Below are 14,125 nucleotides of genomic sequence, written 5' to 3' on the forward strand. Positions count from 1 at the left end.
CGACCGGGAGGGAGACAAGATGACCGACACCGAGACAAAGACCCGATCCGTGGTGATCGAACGCGAGCTGCCGCATCCGCCGAGCAAGATCTGGCGGGCGCTGACGCAGCCGCAGCTGATGGCGGAATGGCTGATGAAGACCGATTTCGTGCCCGAACTGGGGCACCGTTTCGCCTTCACCGAGGCGTGGGGGTCGGTCGACTGCGAGGTGCTGGAGATCGCGCCCGAAGAGGCGCTGAGCTACAGCTGGAACGGCATGGGGCTCGAGAGCACGGTCACTTGGACGCTGACGCCGACGGATGGCGGTACGCATTTGCGGATGGAGCAGGCCGGGTTCCGCATTCCCGAACAGAAGCAGGCCTATGGCGGGGCGGCCAGCGGCTGGGCGCGGTTCCTCGATCAGCTGGAACAGGTCGTGGACGGGCTGGCATGAGCGCCGCCGAAGAAAAGCCCAGCGACAAGATCGATGCGCTGATCGCGGGGCTCGATGACTGGCGGGCGGAGACGCTGGCCAAGGTGCGCAAGGCCATCCTCGCGGCGGACCCCGACATTGTCGAGGACTGGAAGTGGATGGGCAGCCCGGTGTGGTGTCACGACGGCAAGAACATCGTCGTCGGCAATGCGCACAAGGACAAGGTGAAGCTGACCTTTTCGCAGGGCGCGTCGCTGGAGGACCCCGAAGGCCTGTTCAACAACGGGTTCGGCGGCAAGGTGTGGCGGGCGATCGATATCGGCGAGGGTGAGACGGTGGACGCCAAGGCGTTGACGGCGCTGGTGCGGGAAGCAATCGCGTTCAATGCGGGGCGGAGGCGATAAGCTCACGGTTGACGGCGCCAACTGTATGACGTCTAAAAATGATTAAATCGACTGAGGGCCAGATTGCAGTGCAAAACCTTGGTAAGCTCGCTGTCTCTATAGCTGCTATTGTGACTGCACTAGGCGCAGGTATTAATTGCTACGCACAGGATAATAAAGTTGAGAGTTACGTTTCGCAGGCATGTGAGGTGAACATGTATGCGTGCGACCTAGGTAAGATGGTCGCAGTACAAGCAATTCACTGCTACAGTGGCTCTGAGTTTGACCCGACCCAAACTTCATCCACCATGGCAGTCAGAGTGGAGTTGCTGAATGGGGATGTTGACCGTGTGGATGTCATGGCGGACCCATTTTTCATCATTTCGGAAACAGGTTCAAAGATCGCGTTGGCGGTGGCAGATGCTGTGACGGATTGTGTTCCGTACGGAAGCGAAACTGGTCTGGCTATCTTTCTGGTGACACCTGAGATGCTGCTTGCACCCGTTGCTTGAGCAAGCTTGGCTGATGTGAAAGCGAGCAATGTTTCGATCATAGACCAAGGACGGCGCGCAACTGTTTGTGCCGTAGCTTGGGGCTAACTCCGCCTCCGTGGGAGAGGGCTGAATCTGCTCACGGCGCAGGCTTAACCGAAGACGCCGATGATCAGGCCCTGCAGGCACAGAACCAGCAGCAGGTAGCCGCCGTCGATGGCGGTGCGGCTCCATGGGGCGCCTTCATAGCGGTGGTTGAGGATCATCGCGGTGATGACGAAGCCGAACCAGATCAGCAGCCCGGTCAGCAGGCCGTGCAGCGCGCTGCGCTCACCCATGATACCCGGCATGATCGCTGCCAGCACGATGGCCATGACGATCTGCACGGCAAAGCCGAAGATGAAGGGTGTCGGATCCTTGGGATTGATCTGGTCGCGCGTCTTGCCGATGGCGGCGAGCCATTGGCTGCTCAGAACCATATACCACAGCGCACCGGTACCCCATGAGGCAACGACGGCGATGACAATGCCGAGCCAGTTGAAGGTGAAGTCCATAGCCAGATCCTCTTCCGGCAGATGACACCTCGACCATCATAGGGCGAATCGCGGCTACAGGCCACCGAGCTTGCAGATCACGTCCCACTCATGGTCGGTGATGGGGCAGACGGAGAGGCGCGAGAGCTTCACCAGCGCGATCTCCTGGAGTTCGGGATGCGCCTTGATGGTCGCGAGGCTGACCGGCTCGGGTAGCTTTTTCACCGCTTCGACATCGACGCATTCCCACACCACCTTGCCGTCCTTGAGCTCCGCGGTGGAATCGGGATGGGCCGCGGCGACGACGCGCATGATGCCCACGACCTCCTTGCCGGTGACGGAGTGATAGAAGAAGCACTCGTCGCCGACCTGCATGGCGCGCATGTTGTTGCGGGCGGCGTAGTTGCGCACGCCATCCCATTCCTCCGGCGTCGTCATGGCTGCGAGGTCGTCATAGGAGAGCACGTCGGGCTCGGATTTCATCAGCCAGTGGGCCATGGATCAGCGGCCGGCGCTGTTGTTGATGGTGAGGCCCCAGCGGCTGATGTCCCAGCTTTCGAAGACGCCCTGCTTGATGAAGGGATCCTGTTCGAACAGCGATGTCGCGGTCGCCAGATCGTCGGCCTCGATGACCATGAAGCTGCCGGTCGCCTTGCCCTCTTCGTTCTGGAAGGGGCCGGCGATGATCAGGCGGTCGCCGAGGGTTTCGAGGTGCTTGAGGTGTTCGGGGCGCACGGCCATGCGCTGGTCGAGTGCACCAGACTTGTCCTTGGCGACGATCGAATAAAACGGCATCAGATTTCCCTTTTGAGTGGCCGGGCCATGAGGCCGGCGACGATATCGGTGACGGTGAGATGTCCCTCGAGCAGCTGGTTTACTGCATCGACGAGTGGCGCGTCGACCGCGAGCTGGCGGGCGAGCCCGGCGGCGACGGGTGCGGTCAGCACGCCTTCGGCGAGGCCGATGTCGGCCGTGTCGGCGTTGCGGCCAAGCGCCATGCCATAGCGGTAATTGCGCGATTGCGGCGAGGTGCAGCTGAGGGTGAGATCGCCGAGACCGGCAAGGCCGGTGAGCGTCGGCGCGGCGCCGCCCATTTCGACGACAAAGCGGGTCATTTCGGCATAGGCGCGGGCGATGAGCGCCGCGCGGGCCGAGGCGCCAAGCCCGGCGCCTTCGACGGCGCCAGCGGCAAGCGCATAGACGTTTTTCAGCGCGCCGGCGATTTCGACGCCGATCAGATCATCGGCAGCGTAGAGGCGCAGGCTGGGGCCGGCGAGGGCGGCAGCAACTTCCGAGGCGCTGTCGATGTCGGGGCCGGCGAGGGTGACGGCGGTGGGGCGGCCCGCGGCGACGTCGGCGGCAAAGCTGGGGCCGGAGAGGACGAATGGCGTGGCGGTGGGCACGATGGCCGTGAGGATGTCGCTCTGGCGGCGCAGGGTCGATGCTTCGAGCCCCTTGGCGGTGAGGACTACCGGGCGGTGGGCGACGGCCTCGGCATGGGCCTGCAGCACGGACTGGCTGGCCTGGGCCGGGACGGCGAGGACGATCAGATCGACGGCGGGCAGGCTGGCGCTGGCGGCGATCGCCGGATCGAGCGGCAGATCGCCCAGATAGGCGCTGTTGCGGTGGTTCGTGGAAATGTCGTCGAGGATGGCGGGGTCGCGACCGACGATTGTGACGCGGCGGCCGGCCAGTGCGGCGGCCTGGGCGAGGGCGGTGCCCCAGGCACCGGCGCCGATGACGGCGACATGATCAAGCGGCATGGTCGCCCCGCTGGGTGATCGGCATGTCGGCGCTGTCGAGCGGCCAGCGGGCTTTGGCGCCGAAACTGCTGGGGTCGGTGGCGCCGAGCGCCAGACGTTCCGCGCCGGCCCAGGCGATCATTGCGCCATTGTCGGTGCAAAGGCGCGGCGGCGGAATGACGAGCTCGGCGCCGGCACTGGCCGCAGCGTCCCTGAGCGTGGCGCCGATGGCGCGGTTTGCGGCAACGCCCCCGGCAACGACGAGGCGCGGGGTGGCGTCGGGCAGTTCGGCGCGGAAGCGGGCGAGGGCATCGCGGGCGCGGGTGGCGACAATGGTCGCGACGGTCGCCTGGAAGCTGGCGCAGATATCGGCGACGTCGGTGTCGCTGAGCGGGGCGAGCTGTTCGGCGGCCTGGCGGACTGCGGTCTTGAGACCGGAAAAGGAAAAGTCGAGCCGGGCTTCGCGCAAGAGCGGCTTGGGGAAGGCGAAGCGGGCCGGGTCGCCGGTCAGCGCGTGGCGCTCGACCTCGGGGCCGCCGGGCAGGCCGAGGCCCAGGAGTTTGGCGGTCTTGTCGAAGGCTTCGCCGAGCGCATCGTCGATTGTGGTGCCCCAGCGTTCGTAATCGCCGACGCCGCGGACGAGGACGAACTGGGTGTGGCCGCCGGAGACGAGCAGCATGAGATAGGGGAAGGCGATGTTGTCGGTGAGCCGGGCGGTGAGGGCGTGGCCTTCGAGGTGATTGACCGCGAGTAGTGGCTTGCCGAGGGCGGCGGCGAGCGCCTTGGCGGTGGTGAGGCCGACGAGGACGCCGCCGATGAGGCCGGGACCGGCGGTGGCGGCAATGGCATCGACATCGCGGAGGTGCAGGCCGGCGTCGCTGGCGGCACGGGCGATGATGCGGTCGAGGTGGCTGACATGGGCGCGGGCGGCGAGTTCGGGGACGACGCCGCCGAAGGCCGCGTGCTCCTCGAGCTGGGTGCGCACGACATTGGAGAGGATTTCGCCATGGCCAGCATCGTCGCGCGCCACGATGGCGGCGGCGGTTTCGTCGCAACTGGTCTCGATGCCGAGGACGCGCATCCGGTCCGTCTCCGCCCGTGTAAGTGTGTCGCCTTGCCCCTGGCGCGTGTGTCGGCTAAGCCCCGCTCGCGTACAACAGGAATGCAAGCCAATGCAATCGGCCCCTTTCTTGCGCATCGGCACGCGCGGCTCCCTTCTGGCGCTGAAACAGGCCGAACTGACACGCGATCTGCTGGTCGCGGCACATGGCGTGGCGCCCGAGGAGATCGAGATCCGGGTGATCTCGACCGGCGGCGACCGGATCCAGGACCGGCCCCTGAGCGAGGTGGGCGGCAAGGGGCTGTTCTCGAAGGAAATCGAGACGGCGCTGAGCGCGGGCGAGATCGATCTCGGCGTCCATTCGGCCAAGGACATGGCGTCGGACCTGCCCGAGGGGCTTGTGCTGGCGGCCTATCTGGAGCGCGAGGACATCCGCGACGCGTTCATTTCGCTGAAATATCCGGACCTCGATGCGCTGCCCGAAGGGGCGGTGCTGGGGACGTCCTCGATCCGCCGCGCGTCGCAGATGCTGCGCTACCGGCCGGACCTCAAGGTGGTCGAGTTCCGCGGCAATGTGCTCACCCGGCTGGGCAAGCTCGAAGCCGGGGTGGCGGATGCGACGCTGCTGGCGGTGGCGGGACTCAACCGGTTGGGGATGGCCGAGCGGATCACCTCGGTGATCGACCCGCGGGAATTTCTGCCGGCGCCCGCACAGGGCGCGATCGGTATCGAAATCCGCGCCAGCGATACGCGGGTCGCCGAGCTGGTGGCGCCGCTGAACCATGCGGATACCTCGACGGCCGTGCTGGCGGAGCGCGGGCTGCTGGCGACGCTCGACGGATCGTGTCGCACACCGATCGGCGCGTTTACCGAATTGCACGTAAATGGGTGCACACTGACGGGCGAGATCCTCAGTGCCGACGGTTCCGTTCGGTACCGGGCCGAGCGCAGCGGGGCGATTGCCGATGCGGCGCGGATCGGCCTCGACCTGGGGGCGGAGTTGCGCGCGGAGGCCGGGCCGGCCTTCGCCGAGATGTTCAAGACGTAAGGCGTAAGCGAAGTGGTGTTGATGCTCGTGACCCGGCCGGAACCCGACGCGAGCGACACCGCTGGACGCCTCGATGCGCTCGGCATTGGCGCGCTGAAGGCGCCGATGCTGACCCAACAGGTGCTGACCACCAGCCTGCCAGATGCCGAAGGGTTCGGCGCGATGGCGATCACGAGCGCCAATGCGCTGCGGGCGCTGCAGGCGCGCGGTGTGCTCGAGGCCTATCTCGATCTGCCGGTCTACGCGGTTGGCCAGCGTACGGCCGGTCTGGCGCGAGAGATGGGTTTTGCCCGGGTCGAGAGTGCCGGAGGGACGGTTACCAAGCTTGTCGAGCTGCTCGGCACAGCGCCGATCGACGGCCCGATCCTTTATGCCTCGGGGCGCGAAGTGACCAGCGATCTGGGCCGGGCGCTGGCGCCGACAGGGCGCATGGTGATTACTGCGGAAGTCTATGCCATGGTGGCGGCTTCGGAATTGCCGGAGGCCGTCGCAAGTGCGATTGCATCCGGGAGGGTGGCTGCCGCGTTGTTTTATTCGACACGCTCGGCAGCGGTGTTTGCCCAGCTGACAGCGGGGCTGCCGCGGCAGTTGAAAGCCCGGCTGGGCGTGATCTGTCTGTCTGAAGCGGTTGCCCTGCCGCTGGTGGATGCCCACTTCGTCAGGGTGGCGCTGGCGGACTACCCCAGCGAAGAGGCAATGATGGGACTTGCCTTGTCTTTTGCGCGCGACGAAAACGCGCCATGATTGGAATTATGAGAGGATCGCTGCATGGCTGAGCGCAAGTCCGGACCCGTTAAGCCGCCGGTCATCGACGCGAAGGCGCGCGACAACGCTTCGGCGGACGGCGACAAAAGCGCTGCGCAGTCGAAAGCCGGGGCGGAGGCCAAGCCGGGTATTGCCGGCAGCAGGCCGACATCGCGTGCAGAGCCGAAAAGCCAGACACCGCCACCGGCGGCGCCGCCGCGACCCAAGGCGCGACTGGCAATGCCGTGGGACTCAATCGCCATTGCTGCCGTTGCCGGTGCCCTGCTCGGCACGGCGCTGACCTATGGGCTGGTCAATCTGCTGCCACTGCCCAACAGCGCGCCGCAGATTGCCGATCCTGCCCCGCAGATTTCGGCGCTCGAAAGCGAGCAGGCCGATCTGGCGTCCCGCCTGTCGACGGTCGAGATCAGCGACACGGATCTCTCAAGCCGTCTGGACACTCTTTCGGGCCAGCTCGACACGGCGCTGGCCGATGTGCGCAGCGACGTCGCGGCGCTGCCGCCGCCGGCCGATCTGAGTGCGCTCGAGGCGCAGGTCGCGGCGCTCGAAGATCGTGTGTCGGTGCTGGGCGCAGGGGCAACGAGCGCGGATGCCTCGGAACTGGCCAATACGATCACCAATCTCGAACAGAGTTTTGCCGCGCTCAGCGACAGCATCGATACGCTCAGCCAGCGCTCCGGCGCCGGCGAGGCCGCCCTGGCGGAACTGCGCGACGAGGTCGACGCGGTTCGGAGTGCGACGGCGGACCAGCCGAGCGGCATGCCCGGCGATCTCGGCCCGGCTGTGCGTTTGCCGCTGCTGGTGTCCGGGCTCGAGAACAGCTTCGCCTCGGGGCGTCCCTATCAGGTGGAGCTCGATGGCCTCACGGGCCTGTTGCCTGATCTCGAGGTGCCCGCCGAGATTGCATCGGCTGCGGCAGACGGCCTGCCGCGCCCCGATGCGGTGAGCAGCCGGTTCGATGCGGCGGTGCCGCAAATGATGGCGGCGCAGGGCAGTGCGGTGACCGGTGACTGGGGGCAGGACGCGCTCGACTGGATGAAGGGCATTCTGGCGGTGCGTCCGGCAGGCGAAATGGACGGCGATGCGCCCGATGCGGTGATGTCGCGGCTCGAGGCAGCGGTGGCGCGGCGCGACTTCCCGGCGGCAGAGACGCTGCTGTCGGATCTGCCGGAAACCATGCAAACGGCGGCCGGTCCGGTGGCGGATGATATCAGGACCCTCGCCGCGGCGGAGGCCTTCATCACCACATTGCGGGGCCGGGTGCTGAGCCCGTCGACATCGGAGGCCAGCCAGTGATCCGGCTTATCTACTGGATCGTCGCGAGCCTGCTGATCACCGCAGGCATCGCCTGGCTGATCAGCCTGCCCGGTACGATGACGCTCGAACTGCTCGGCATGCGGATGCAGCCGCGGCTGGGGGTTGCCGCCTTCTTCCTGATCGCCGCGATCGCGCTGGTGATTTTGATCTGGGGGCTGGTGAAGCGGATCCTCGCGGCACCCTATTATTTCACACGGCGCTCGCGTGAGCGGCGCAAGGAACATGGGTTCGTGGCGCTGACCGATGGGTTCATCGCGCTGAGTGCCGGCGATGCGCAGCGGGCGCGGCTGCTGGCGCGCGAAGCACGGGGCAACCTGCCGAGCAATGCCGCGGCGCAGCTGCTGGAAGCGCGCTCCGACCTGATGCTGGGCGACATGCATTCGGCGCGCGAGCACTACCGGGCGCTGATTTCCAACCGCAAGACGGCGCTGGCAGCGCTGGCCGGGCTCTACGACCAGGCGCGCCAGCAGGGGCGCGACGATGCGGCGCTGACCTTTGCGCGCAAGGCGCTCGACATTTCCGAACAGACCGGCTGGGCCCGTGGCGCGGTGTTCGACGATCTGGCGCGACAGGGCCGCTGGGAAGAGGCGGCGCGCATGGTGGCGGAAGAAAGCGCCGTGACGCGTGACGAAAAGATGCGCAAGCGGCGGCGGCAGGCGGTGGTCGGCACGGCGCGGGCGCAGCTGGCTGAGGGCAATGACCCGAATACGGCGCTGGAGCAGGCGCTCGCCGCGCTGAAACTGCAGGCTGATTTCGTGCCGGCCGCCCTGATCGCGGCGCGTATCTATGCCAACCGCAATGAGCAGCGCCGGGCGTTGAGCCTGTTGCGCCGGGTGTGGCGCGCCACCTCGCATCCCGATATCGCGACGCTGTTTGCCAGCATAGGCTCGGGCAGCGCCGCGGCGGACCGGCTGAAGCGGATGAAGGAACTGGTGGATACGCCACCGCAGAACCGCGCCGCCGCCATGGTTCTGGCGCGCGCGGCGATCGACGCGTTCGAATGGGAGACCGCACGTTCGGCGCTCGAGGGGTACAACAGCACCAACCCGACACGGGGTGTGTGCGTGCTGATGGCGGAGATCGAAGAGGGCCAGAACAGCGACACCGGCAAGGCGATCGACTGGCGCAACCGTGCGTCGCGGGCGCCGGCCGATCCGACCTGGACGGCCGACGGGATCACCGCGGACGAATGGGAGCCGCTGTCACCGGCCACCGGGCGTCTCGACGCCTTCGAGTGGCGGGTGCCGGCCAGCGCGGTGGCGACGCGGGTCAGCGCCAACTCCAGTACGCTGATTAAACAGCAGCCGAGTGAAACAGCGCCATCGGGCGGGGCGCTGGCGCTGCCGGAAAGCTCCGATTGAGGCGACGCGCAAAACCTCTTGCGCGGGCCCGGTGTCGCCAGTAAAAGACCGCCACTTGCCACGGCCTGTCCCCGCGACCGGCCGACCGGTGCGCCGCATTAGCTCAGTTGGTAGAGCACATCATTCGTAATGATGGGGTCAGGTGTTCGAGTCACCTATGCGGCACCACTTTTCGCTTCAGTGACATTCCCAAGCTTTCGCGTGCGGTCGTCGTCTCAGATGACGGGTGCGATCAGGCTTGTGTGGCGTTTAGCTGCCGGGCACGATGCGCGGGGCTGGTGGAGGATCGGGTATGAAGCGGGTTTTGGGAATGGTCGTGGGCGCGCTGCTGGCGCTGGGTTCGGGGCCGGGTCTGGCGGCGCCGGATGCCAGTGTGCAGATGCTGATGAACACGCCGACGCCGCTGATGAGTTTTGGCTTGGTGCGGCTCGAAACCCTGCTGGAGAAGTGGTTCGGGCCGGGGGCGACGCGGACCGACGGGATTCCCGCCTATACGGTGAATGTGAGCTATAATGCGCAACGCGATCGCATCGTGATGGCGTTTTACGAGTACGGGTCGCTCGTGGGCAGCGGAGAAGAGAGCTGCCCGGCGACATTCGCGGCGATCCGGCGCTTCGCGGGCCTGGACGAAGCGGGCGCGTATCGCGGCAACGCCACGAGCACGGTTTATGCGCGCCAGTTCCTGCCGATCGGCGTCGATGCGCCGGAACTGGCGGGCGTGGCGACGGCGCTGGACAAGGTGCTCGAGATTTCGGTGATGCCGAGCTTCGTGATGTCGATCAGCTGCGACGCGCCGCTGCTGGGCACGCAAATGACCGTCAAGAATGACGGGATCAATTTCGGACTGCCCCAATGATGTGACGCGGCGTCAGCCGAGCAGCAGGGTGACCAGCTGAGACCACAGATGCCCTGCGCCATTGAGCATGATGATGACCAGCATCCAGCTCTGGGCTACGAGGGCAGCGATGATCAGCGGGCGAGGGATAAAGATCGTCGACATCTCGGATCTCGGCGCTTTAGGGGTCGAGACGCCGAGATAATGCTCTAAATTTCTTAACAAGTATTAATGGCCGGTAACGCTTTTGAAGCGATCGTTCCGCCCGATTAAGTTCCGGTTTGTGCGGCCTTTACTTCGCTGTTTGGCTGCTGGAATAGTGGGATTTCATCCAGCTGAGGCGTGCGGCCTGCAGCTGGCTCCTTTGGAGACTTGTTTTGAATTTGTTCCGTCGGTTGCGGAGAATTGCGCGCGGGTTCGCGCGTTCCGCGTCGGGCAATGTTGCGATCATCTTTGCCGTCACGCTGCCGCTGACGCTGGGGGCGGGGGCGCTCGTGGCCGAGTACGGCCATGCGATGGTGGTGAGCGCCAAGACGCAGCGGGTGGCGGACCTTGCCGCCTATGCCGGGGCGCTGGCGCTGGCGTCGACAAGTTCGGAAGATTCGATGCGGCTTGCCGGCCAGCATGTAGCGGCGCTGAACGGGCTCGCACCGGCGGAGGTGACGCTGGCGCTCGTCCCATCGCCGCGCGATGGCACCAAGCAGGCGGTGGAAGCGACGGTGTCTGTCGACAAGCCGCTCTATCTGGCACCGATCCTCGGGGTCGGGCCGACACTGACCATCAGTTCGGAAGCCTTCGCGCAGGTCGCCGGCGGGACGTCGGCATGCATTCTGGCACTCGACGGCGGCGGCACCGGCGTGACGATGAGCGGCGGCACGCATATTACCGCGACCAATTGTGCGGTGGCCTCGAACAACAGCGTGACGGTGCCCTGTGGCACGACGATCACCGCCAAGCAGCTGTCGTATAATTCTGCTGCGGCGCCGACCCAGCCGTGCGGCGGGATTACCGCCGCGTCGATCACCAAGGCGGAAACGGCAGACCCATTTTCGGGCAATGCCGGGATCAGTGCGGCGCAGGCCCGGTTCGCAACGCTGTCGGGTCAGACGGCGCCCGTCGCTCCGGCGTTCGCGGCGATCGCAGCGCCCCCCGAGGGCAAGTCGATCGAGTTCGGCTGGAACACCAATGGCACCAAGGCGCAGGCCAGTGCGCTGGGCTGCGTGGCAGACAAGGTCGGCAACACCTGGGTGTTCACCTGCCCGAGTGGCGGCACCTACAACATCAAGAACATGAGCCTCGGCGGCGGTCTCAACCTCGACTTCAACTTGTCGGCGGCCGCGACCTATACGTTTTCGGGCGATGTTTCGACCACCTCGACCAGCCGGTTCGGCCCGGGAAACTACCTGTTCGGCGGCAATCTGACGACGAACTGGGGCACCACGCTGTTCTCGGACGGCAACTACCTGATCCGCGGCAATCTCACCACCAATGGCACCACAAGCTTCGGCAATGGCAGCTTTTCGGTGATGGGGAATGTCGCCACAAACGGCACCACGACGTTCGGGTCCGGGCCGTTTGCGGTGAACGGAACGATGTCGGTGACCGGGACGACCAAGATCGACGAGAACGGCTCGGGCGGCAGCTACAGTTTCGTCAAAGGCATCAACGCCGGCGGCGGCGCAACGACGGTCATCGGCGCGGGGACGTTCCAGATGGGCCGCAGCACGATCAACTGCAGCGGGGTCTATTACAGCATCTGCAACACCTCGACGCTGACCTTCAAGGGACCCAGCGTGTTTGCGCTGTCGTCGGGGGTGTTCAACAGCGGCGGGTCGCGCCTGACGCTGGGGCAGGGGAGCAGCAACAGCTACTGGTTCGGCCCGTCCAGCAATGGCGACGCGCTGTCGCTCGCGGGCGGATCGCAGACCTTTCTGGCGGATGCGCTGGGGGCCGGGGTCTATCAGTTCATCGGCCATGTGAATGCGTCGGCCGGCGGCGGCAGCTGTCTCGTGATCGGGGCGGCGCCGCAGCACGATATCAACGGCGATTTCAACGGCGCGGGCGGCGTGGTGCTGGGGGCGGGCGTTTATACCGTCGACGGGTTCTTTGCGCTGGGCGCCAATGGTGGCGGTGCCACGAACTGCGCCAGCCAGACGGTGGCGGTCAAAGCGGAAGACGTTACGCTGGTGATTTCCGGGCGGACGACGTTTCCCTACGGCGATTGCGCAGGCAAGGCGTTCTGCGTGACGGCGGGCTACAGCAATATCCGGTTGTCGGCACCGACCTCCGGGCCGCTGGCCAATGTTGCGGTGATCGGGCCGAGCGCGAACAGCAATGGCGCGATTTTCACCGGTGGGGCGAGCGGCGGCAAGATCAGCGGCGCGTTCTATTTTGCGAATGGCGCGATCACCATGAACGGCGGCGCCGGCGCCAGCGGTGGCACCAATTGCCTGCAACTGGTCGGGACGCAGATCTCGATGTCTGGCGGCACGGTGCTGGCTTCGGAATGCGAAGTGGCCGGCGCGAGTGCCGGCGGCGGACGCGTGAGTCTGGTTCAATGATCGGCGGCATGACGGGCAGGTGGTGTCGCGGGCTGGCGCGGCTGCGGGGTGCCGAGAGCGGGGCGTCGGCGGTCGAGTTCGCCCTGCTGGTGCCGGTGATGCTGCTGATCTTGGTCGCCATTCTCGACTTCGGCTCCAACATTCTGATGCGGTTGAGCCTGACGCAGTCGCTGTCGTCGGCGACGAACTATGCGCTGGTGTCGTCGGATGATGTCAGCGCCAGTGGCGGGGAAGCGCTGGCGGGGCGGATCGGTTCGCTGGTGCCGGTTGACAAGGACGTCCAGATCTCGATCAACAATGGTCCGAGCTATACGCGCAGTTCGGGTGTCGCCAGCACCGGCGGCGTGACCAACAATGCCGACAAGTGCTGGTGCCCGACCGGCACGGCGGAGACGCTGAACTGGGGAAGTGCGACCAGCTGTGGGGCTGCGTGTCCCGACGGCAGCCCGGCGGGCAAGTATGTCGTGATCACGACCAGCCAGGTCTATACGCCGATCTTCCTGACCTATGGCGTGGTGTCGCCGGGGCCGGTGGTGCTGCGCGCCATGGTGCAGGTCAAGTGAGGGGGCCGACCGTGACATGGCGGCGGTTCATCGGCGACCGCGCGGGGGCCAGCGCGGTGGAGTTCGCGCTGATCGCCGCGCCGTTGCTGCTGCTGATCGTCGGTACTGTGGAATATGGCCGGCTGATCTGGACCAAGCAGGCGATGCAGTCGATTGCGATCAGCACGGCGCGCTGCATGGGCGTGGCGCAAAGCGAGTGCAGTGCGGGTGGCACGTTCAGTGTTGCCACAACGCGCAGCATGGTGATCACCGAGGCGGGCAAGATCGGCGTGAGCCTGGAGCCGGGTGATGTGACGCTGCAAAAGGCGGCGATCTGCAACGGGATCAGCGGGTTTTCGCAGGTGACGATCAGCTATCAGTTCACCAGCGCGGCGCCGGAGTTCCTGACCGCCATGGCCACGGGTGGCAATCTGTCGGCGACGGCGTGCTTTCCGAACCAGAGCTGAGCCGGACGCCGGTTTCCCCTCACCGCGCGGGATGCTAAGCGGAACGCCAGCCAGGGGAGATACCGATGCCGGCCGTCAGCGAAATGAGCAAGCTCAAGCGCGATATCGAAGCGTTGTCGGCCGCGTTGCGCCCGGCGCGCCCCGGCCAGACGCTGGCGTTGAGCGACAAGGATCGCCGGGCGATCCGCTCGGAAATCGACAGCTGCATCCGTGCGCTGGACGAGCTGCGGGATCGCCTGGCGGGCTGACCGCGCCGGGCGCATTTACTCTTTCGCAACCGATTCGCGGGTGCGGGCGTTTATTCATTCAAGTCGGCCCCTCAGGGCGCAGGAGATGGATGATGACCCGTTCCGAAATCGACCGTGTGCTTGAAGAAAAAGTTGCCGAGGCTCTGGGCCTCAGTCTGCCAAGCCGTCGCGAGGTGCCGACATTGTCCGGGATCGCAAGCCGGCGGCGCCAGCCTGTATCGAGCCTGGAAGACGCCTGAGTTTTCAATGGGCTGGCGCTGACCCGCCATCATAGATTTTCATGGCCCTACCAAGGTTTCCCGCTGCAGCGCCTCGCGGTGCGGCGTATTTTTGCGTCGCAAATTTGTCTTTCGACGCCTC

Annotated in this window: 19 protein-coding genes and 1 tRNA gene; 14 read left to right on the forward strand and 6 right to left on the reverse strand. The window is 65.9% G+C overall.

Annotation, left to right across the window (positions count from 1 at the left end; genetic code table 11):
* The first annotated feature begins 19 nt into the window (after window positions 1-19).
* From ACN0TK_RS00380 to ACN0TK_RS00390, 3 genes are read left to right on the forward strand one after another with little or no spacing between them, the layout of a single operon-like run.
* A complete protein-coding gene (locus ACN0TK_RS00380; RefSeq protein ID WP_417307447.1) occupies window positions 20-433 on the forward strand; it encodes an SRPBCC family protein in 414 nt (137 codons plus the stop codon).
* Window positions 430-816 (forward strand): DUF1801 domain-containing protein, encoded by a 387-nt coding sequence (locus ACN0TK_RS00385; RefSeq protein WP_417307448.1) that lies wholly within the window; start codon window positions 430-432, stop codon window positions 814-816. Before ACN0TK_RS00380 ends, ACN0TK_RS00385 begins: the two co-directional genes overlap by 4 nt.
* A gap of 38 nt (window positions 817-854) precedes the next feature.
* The gene (locus ACN0TK_RS00390; protein ID WP_417307449.1) at window positions 855-1,307 is read left to right on the forward strand and encodes a hypothetical protein; all 453 of its coding nucleotides are present in this window, start codon (window positions 855-857) and stop codon (window positions 1,305-1,307) included.
* Between the two features lie 131 nt (window positions 1,308-1,438).
* On the opposite strand, the gene ACN0TK_RS00395 is transcribed toward ACN0TK_RS00390, so the two are convergent.
* From ACN0TK_RS00395 to tsaD, 5 genes are read right to left on the reverse strand one after another with little or no spacing between them, the layout of a single operon-like run.
* Window positions 1,439-1,840: a DUF1761 domain-containing protein gene (locus ACN0TK_RS00395; RefSeq protein WP_417307450.1), complete on the reverse strand. Its 402-nt coding sequence runs from the start codon at window positions 1,838-1,840 to the stop codon at window positions 1,439-1,441.
* Window positions 1,841-1,894: 54 nt separating this feature from the next.
* Window positions 1,895-2,317 (reverse strand): EVE domain-containing protein, encoded by a 423-nt coding sequence (locus ACN0TK_RS00400; protein WP_417307451.1) that lies wholly within the window; start codon window positions 2,315-2,317, stop codon window positions 1,895-1,897.
* 3 nt (window positions 2,318-2,320) lie between these two features.
* A complete protein-coding gene (locus ACN0TK_RS00405) occupies window positions 2,321-2,614 on the reverse strand; it encodes a YciI family protein (protein ID WP_417307452.1) in 294 nt (97 codons plus the stop codon).
* Complete coding sequence (locus tag ACN0TK_RS00410) at window positions 2,614-3,582, reverse strand: NAD(P)H-dependent glycerol-3-phosphate dehydrogenase (RefSeq protein ID WP_417307453.1); 969 nt, start codon at window positions 3,580-3,582, stop codon at window positions 2,614-2,616. The genes ACN0TK_RS00405 and ACN0TK_RS00410 overlap by 1 nt, the downstream gene beginning before the upstream one ends.
* Entirely contained in the window at window positions 3,572-4,642 is a 1,071-nt protein-coding gene (gene tsaD / locus ACN0TK_RS00415; RefSeq protein WP_417307454.1) for a tRNA (adenosine(37)-N6)-threonylcarbamoyltransferase complex transferase subunit TsaD, read from the reverse strand. The genes ACN0TK_RS00410 and tsaD overlap by 11 nt, the downstream gene beginning before the upstream one ends.
* 91 nt (window positions 4,643-4,733) lie before the next feature.
* On the opposite strand from tsaD, the gene hemC reads away from it, so the two are divergent.
* The 6 genes from hemC to ACN0TK_RS00445 all read left to right on the forward strand — a co-directional run bounded on the left by hemC (window position 4,734) and on the right by ACN0TK_RS00445 (window position 9,968).
* The gene (gene hemC, locus ACN0TK_RS00420; protein ID WP_417307455.1) at window positions 4,734-5,669 is read left to right on the forward strand and encodes a hydroxymethylbilane synthase; all 936 of its coding nucleotides are present in this window, start codon (window positions 4,734-4,736) and stop codon (window positions 5,667-5,669) included.
* Between the two features lie 21 nt (window positions 5,670-5,690).
* The gene (locus ACN0TK_RS00425) at window positions 5,691-6,413 is read left to right on the forward strand and encodes a uroporphyrinogen-III synthase (protein WP_417307760.1); all 723 of its coding nucleotides are present in this window, start codon (window positions 5,691-5,693) and stop codon (window positions 6,411-6,413) included.
* Between the two features lie 24 nt (window positions 6,414-6,437).
* Complete coding sequence (locus ACN0TK_RS00430) at window positions 6,438-7,730, forward strand: COG4223 family protein (RefSeq protein WP_417307456.1); 1,293 nt, start codon at window positions 6,438-6,440, stop codon at window positions 7,728-7,730.
* The gene (locus ACN0TK_RS00435; RefSeq protein ID WP_417307457.1) at window positions 7,727-9,112 is read left to right on the forward strand and encodes a heme biosynthesis protein HemY; all 1,386 of its coding nucleotides are present in this window, start codon (window positions 7,727-7,729) and stop codon (window positions 9,110-9,112) included. Before ACN0TK_RS00430 ends, ACN0TK_RS00435 begins: the two co-directional genes overlap by 4 nt.
* A gap of 92 nt (window positions 9,113-9,204) precedes the next feature.
* A tRNA-Thr gene (locus tag ACN0TK_RS00440) sits at window positions 9,205-9,280 on the forward strand.
* 124 nt (window positions 9,281-9,404) lie between these two features.
* The gene (locus tag ACN0TK_RS00445) at window positions 9,405-9,968 is read left to right on the forward strand and encodes a hypothetical protein (RefSeq protein WP_417307458.1); all 564 of its coding nucleotides are present in this window, start codon (window positions 9,405-9,407) and stop codon (window positions 9,966-9,968) included.
* Window positions 9,969-9,980: 12 nt separating this feature from the next.
* Here ACN0TK_RS00445 and ACN0TK_RS00450 read toward each other — a convergent pair whose 3' ends face one another.
* Window positions 9,981-10,112 carry a hypothetical protein gene (locus tag ACN0TK_RS00450; protein WP_417307459.1) on the reverse strand — a complete coding sequence of 44 codons (132 nt, stop codon included), beginning with the start codon at window positions 10,110-10,112 and terminating at the stop codon, window positions 9,981-9,983.
* Window positions 10,113-10,324: 212 nt separating this feature from the next.
* On the opposite strand from ACN0TK_RS00450, the gene ACN0TK_RS00455 reads away from it, so the two are divergent.
* The 5 genes from ACN0TK_RS00455 (at window position 10,325) to ACN0TK_RS00475 (ending at window position 14,004) form a co-directional block, all read left to right on the forward strand.
* On the forward strand, window positions 10,325-12,508 hold the full coding sequence (locus ACN0TK_RS00455) for a pilus assembly protein TadG-related protein (RefSeq protein ID WP_417307460.1): 2,184 nt from the start codon (window positions 10,325-10,327) through the stop codon (window positions 12,506-12,508).
* Window positions 12,509-12,516: 8 nt separating this feature from the next.
* Window positions 12,517-13,071 carry a TadE/TadG family type IV pilus assembly protein gene (locus ACN0TK_RS00460; protein WP_417307461.1) on the forward strand — a complete coding sequence of 185 codons (555 nt, stop codon included), beginning with the start codon at window positions 12,517-12,519 and terminating at the stop codon, window positions 13,069-13,071.
* 11 nt (window positions 13,072-13,082) lie between these two features.
* A complete protein-coding gene (locus ACN0TK_RS00465) occupies window positions 13,083-13,517 on the forward strand; it encodes a TadE/TadG family type IV pilus assembly protein (RefSeq protein WP_417307462.1) in 435 nt (144 codons plus the stop codon).
* 65 nt (window positions 13,518-13,582) lie between these two features.
* On the forward strand, window positions 13,583-13,765 hold the full coding sequence (locus ACN0TK_RS00470) for a hypothetical protein (protein ID WP_417307463.1): 183 nt from the start codon (window positions 13,583-13,585) through the stop codon (window positions 13,763-13,765).
* Window positions 13,766-13,857: 92 nt separating this feature from the next.
* The gene (locus tag ACN0TK_RS00475) at window positions 13,858-14,004 is read left to right on the forward strand and encodes a hypothetical protein (protein ID WP_417307464.1); all 147 of its coding nucleotides are present in this window, start codon (window positions 13,858-13,860) and stop codon (window positions 14,002-14,004) included.
* The last annotated feature ends 121 nt before the right edge of the window (window positions 14,005-14,125 follow it).

Origin of the sequence: Devosia sp., from assembly GCF_048261455.1 — a bacterium.
Taxonomy (GTDB): Bacteria; Pseudomonadota; Alphaproteobacteria; order Rhizobiales; family Devosiaceae; genus Devosia_A.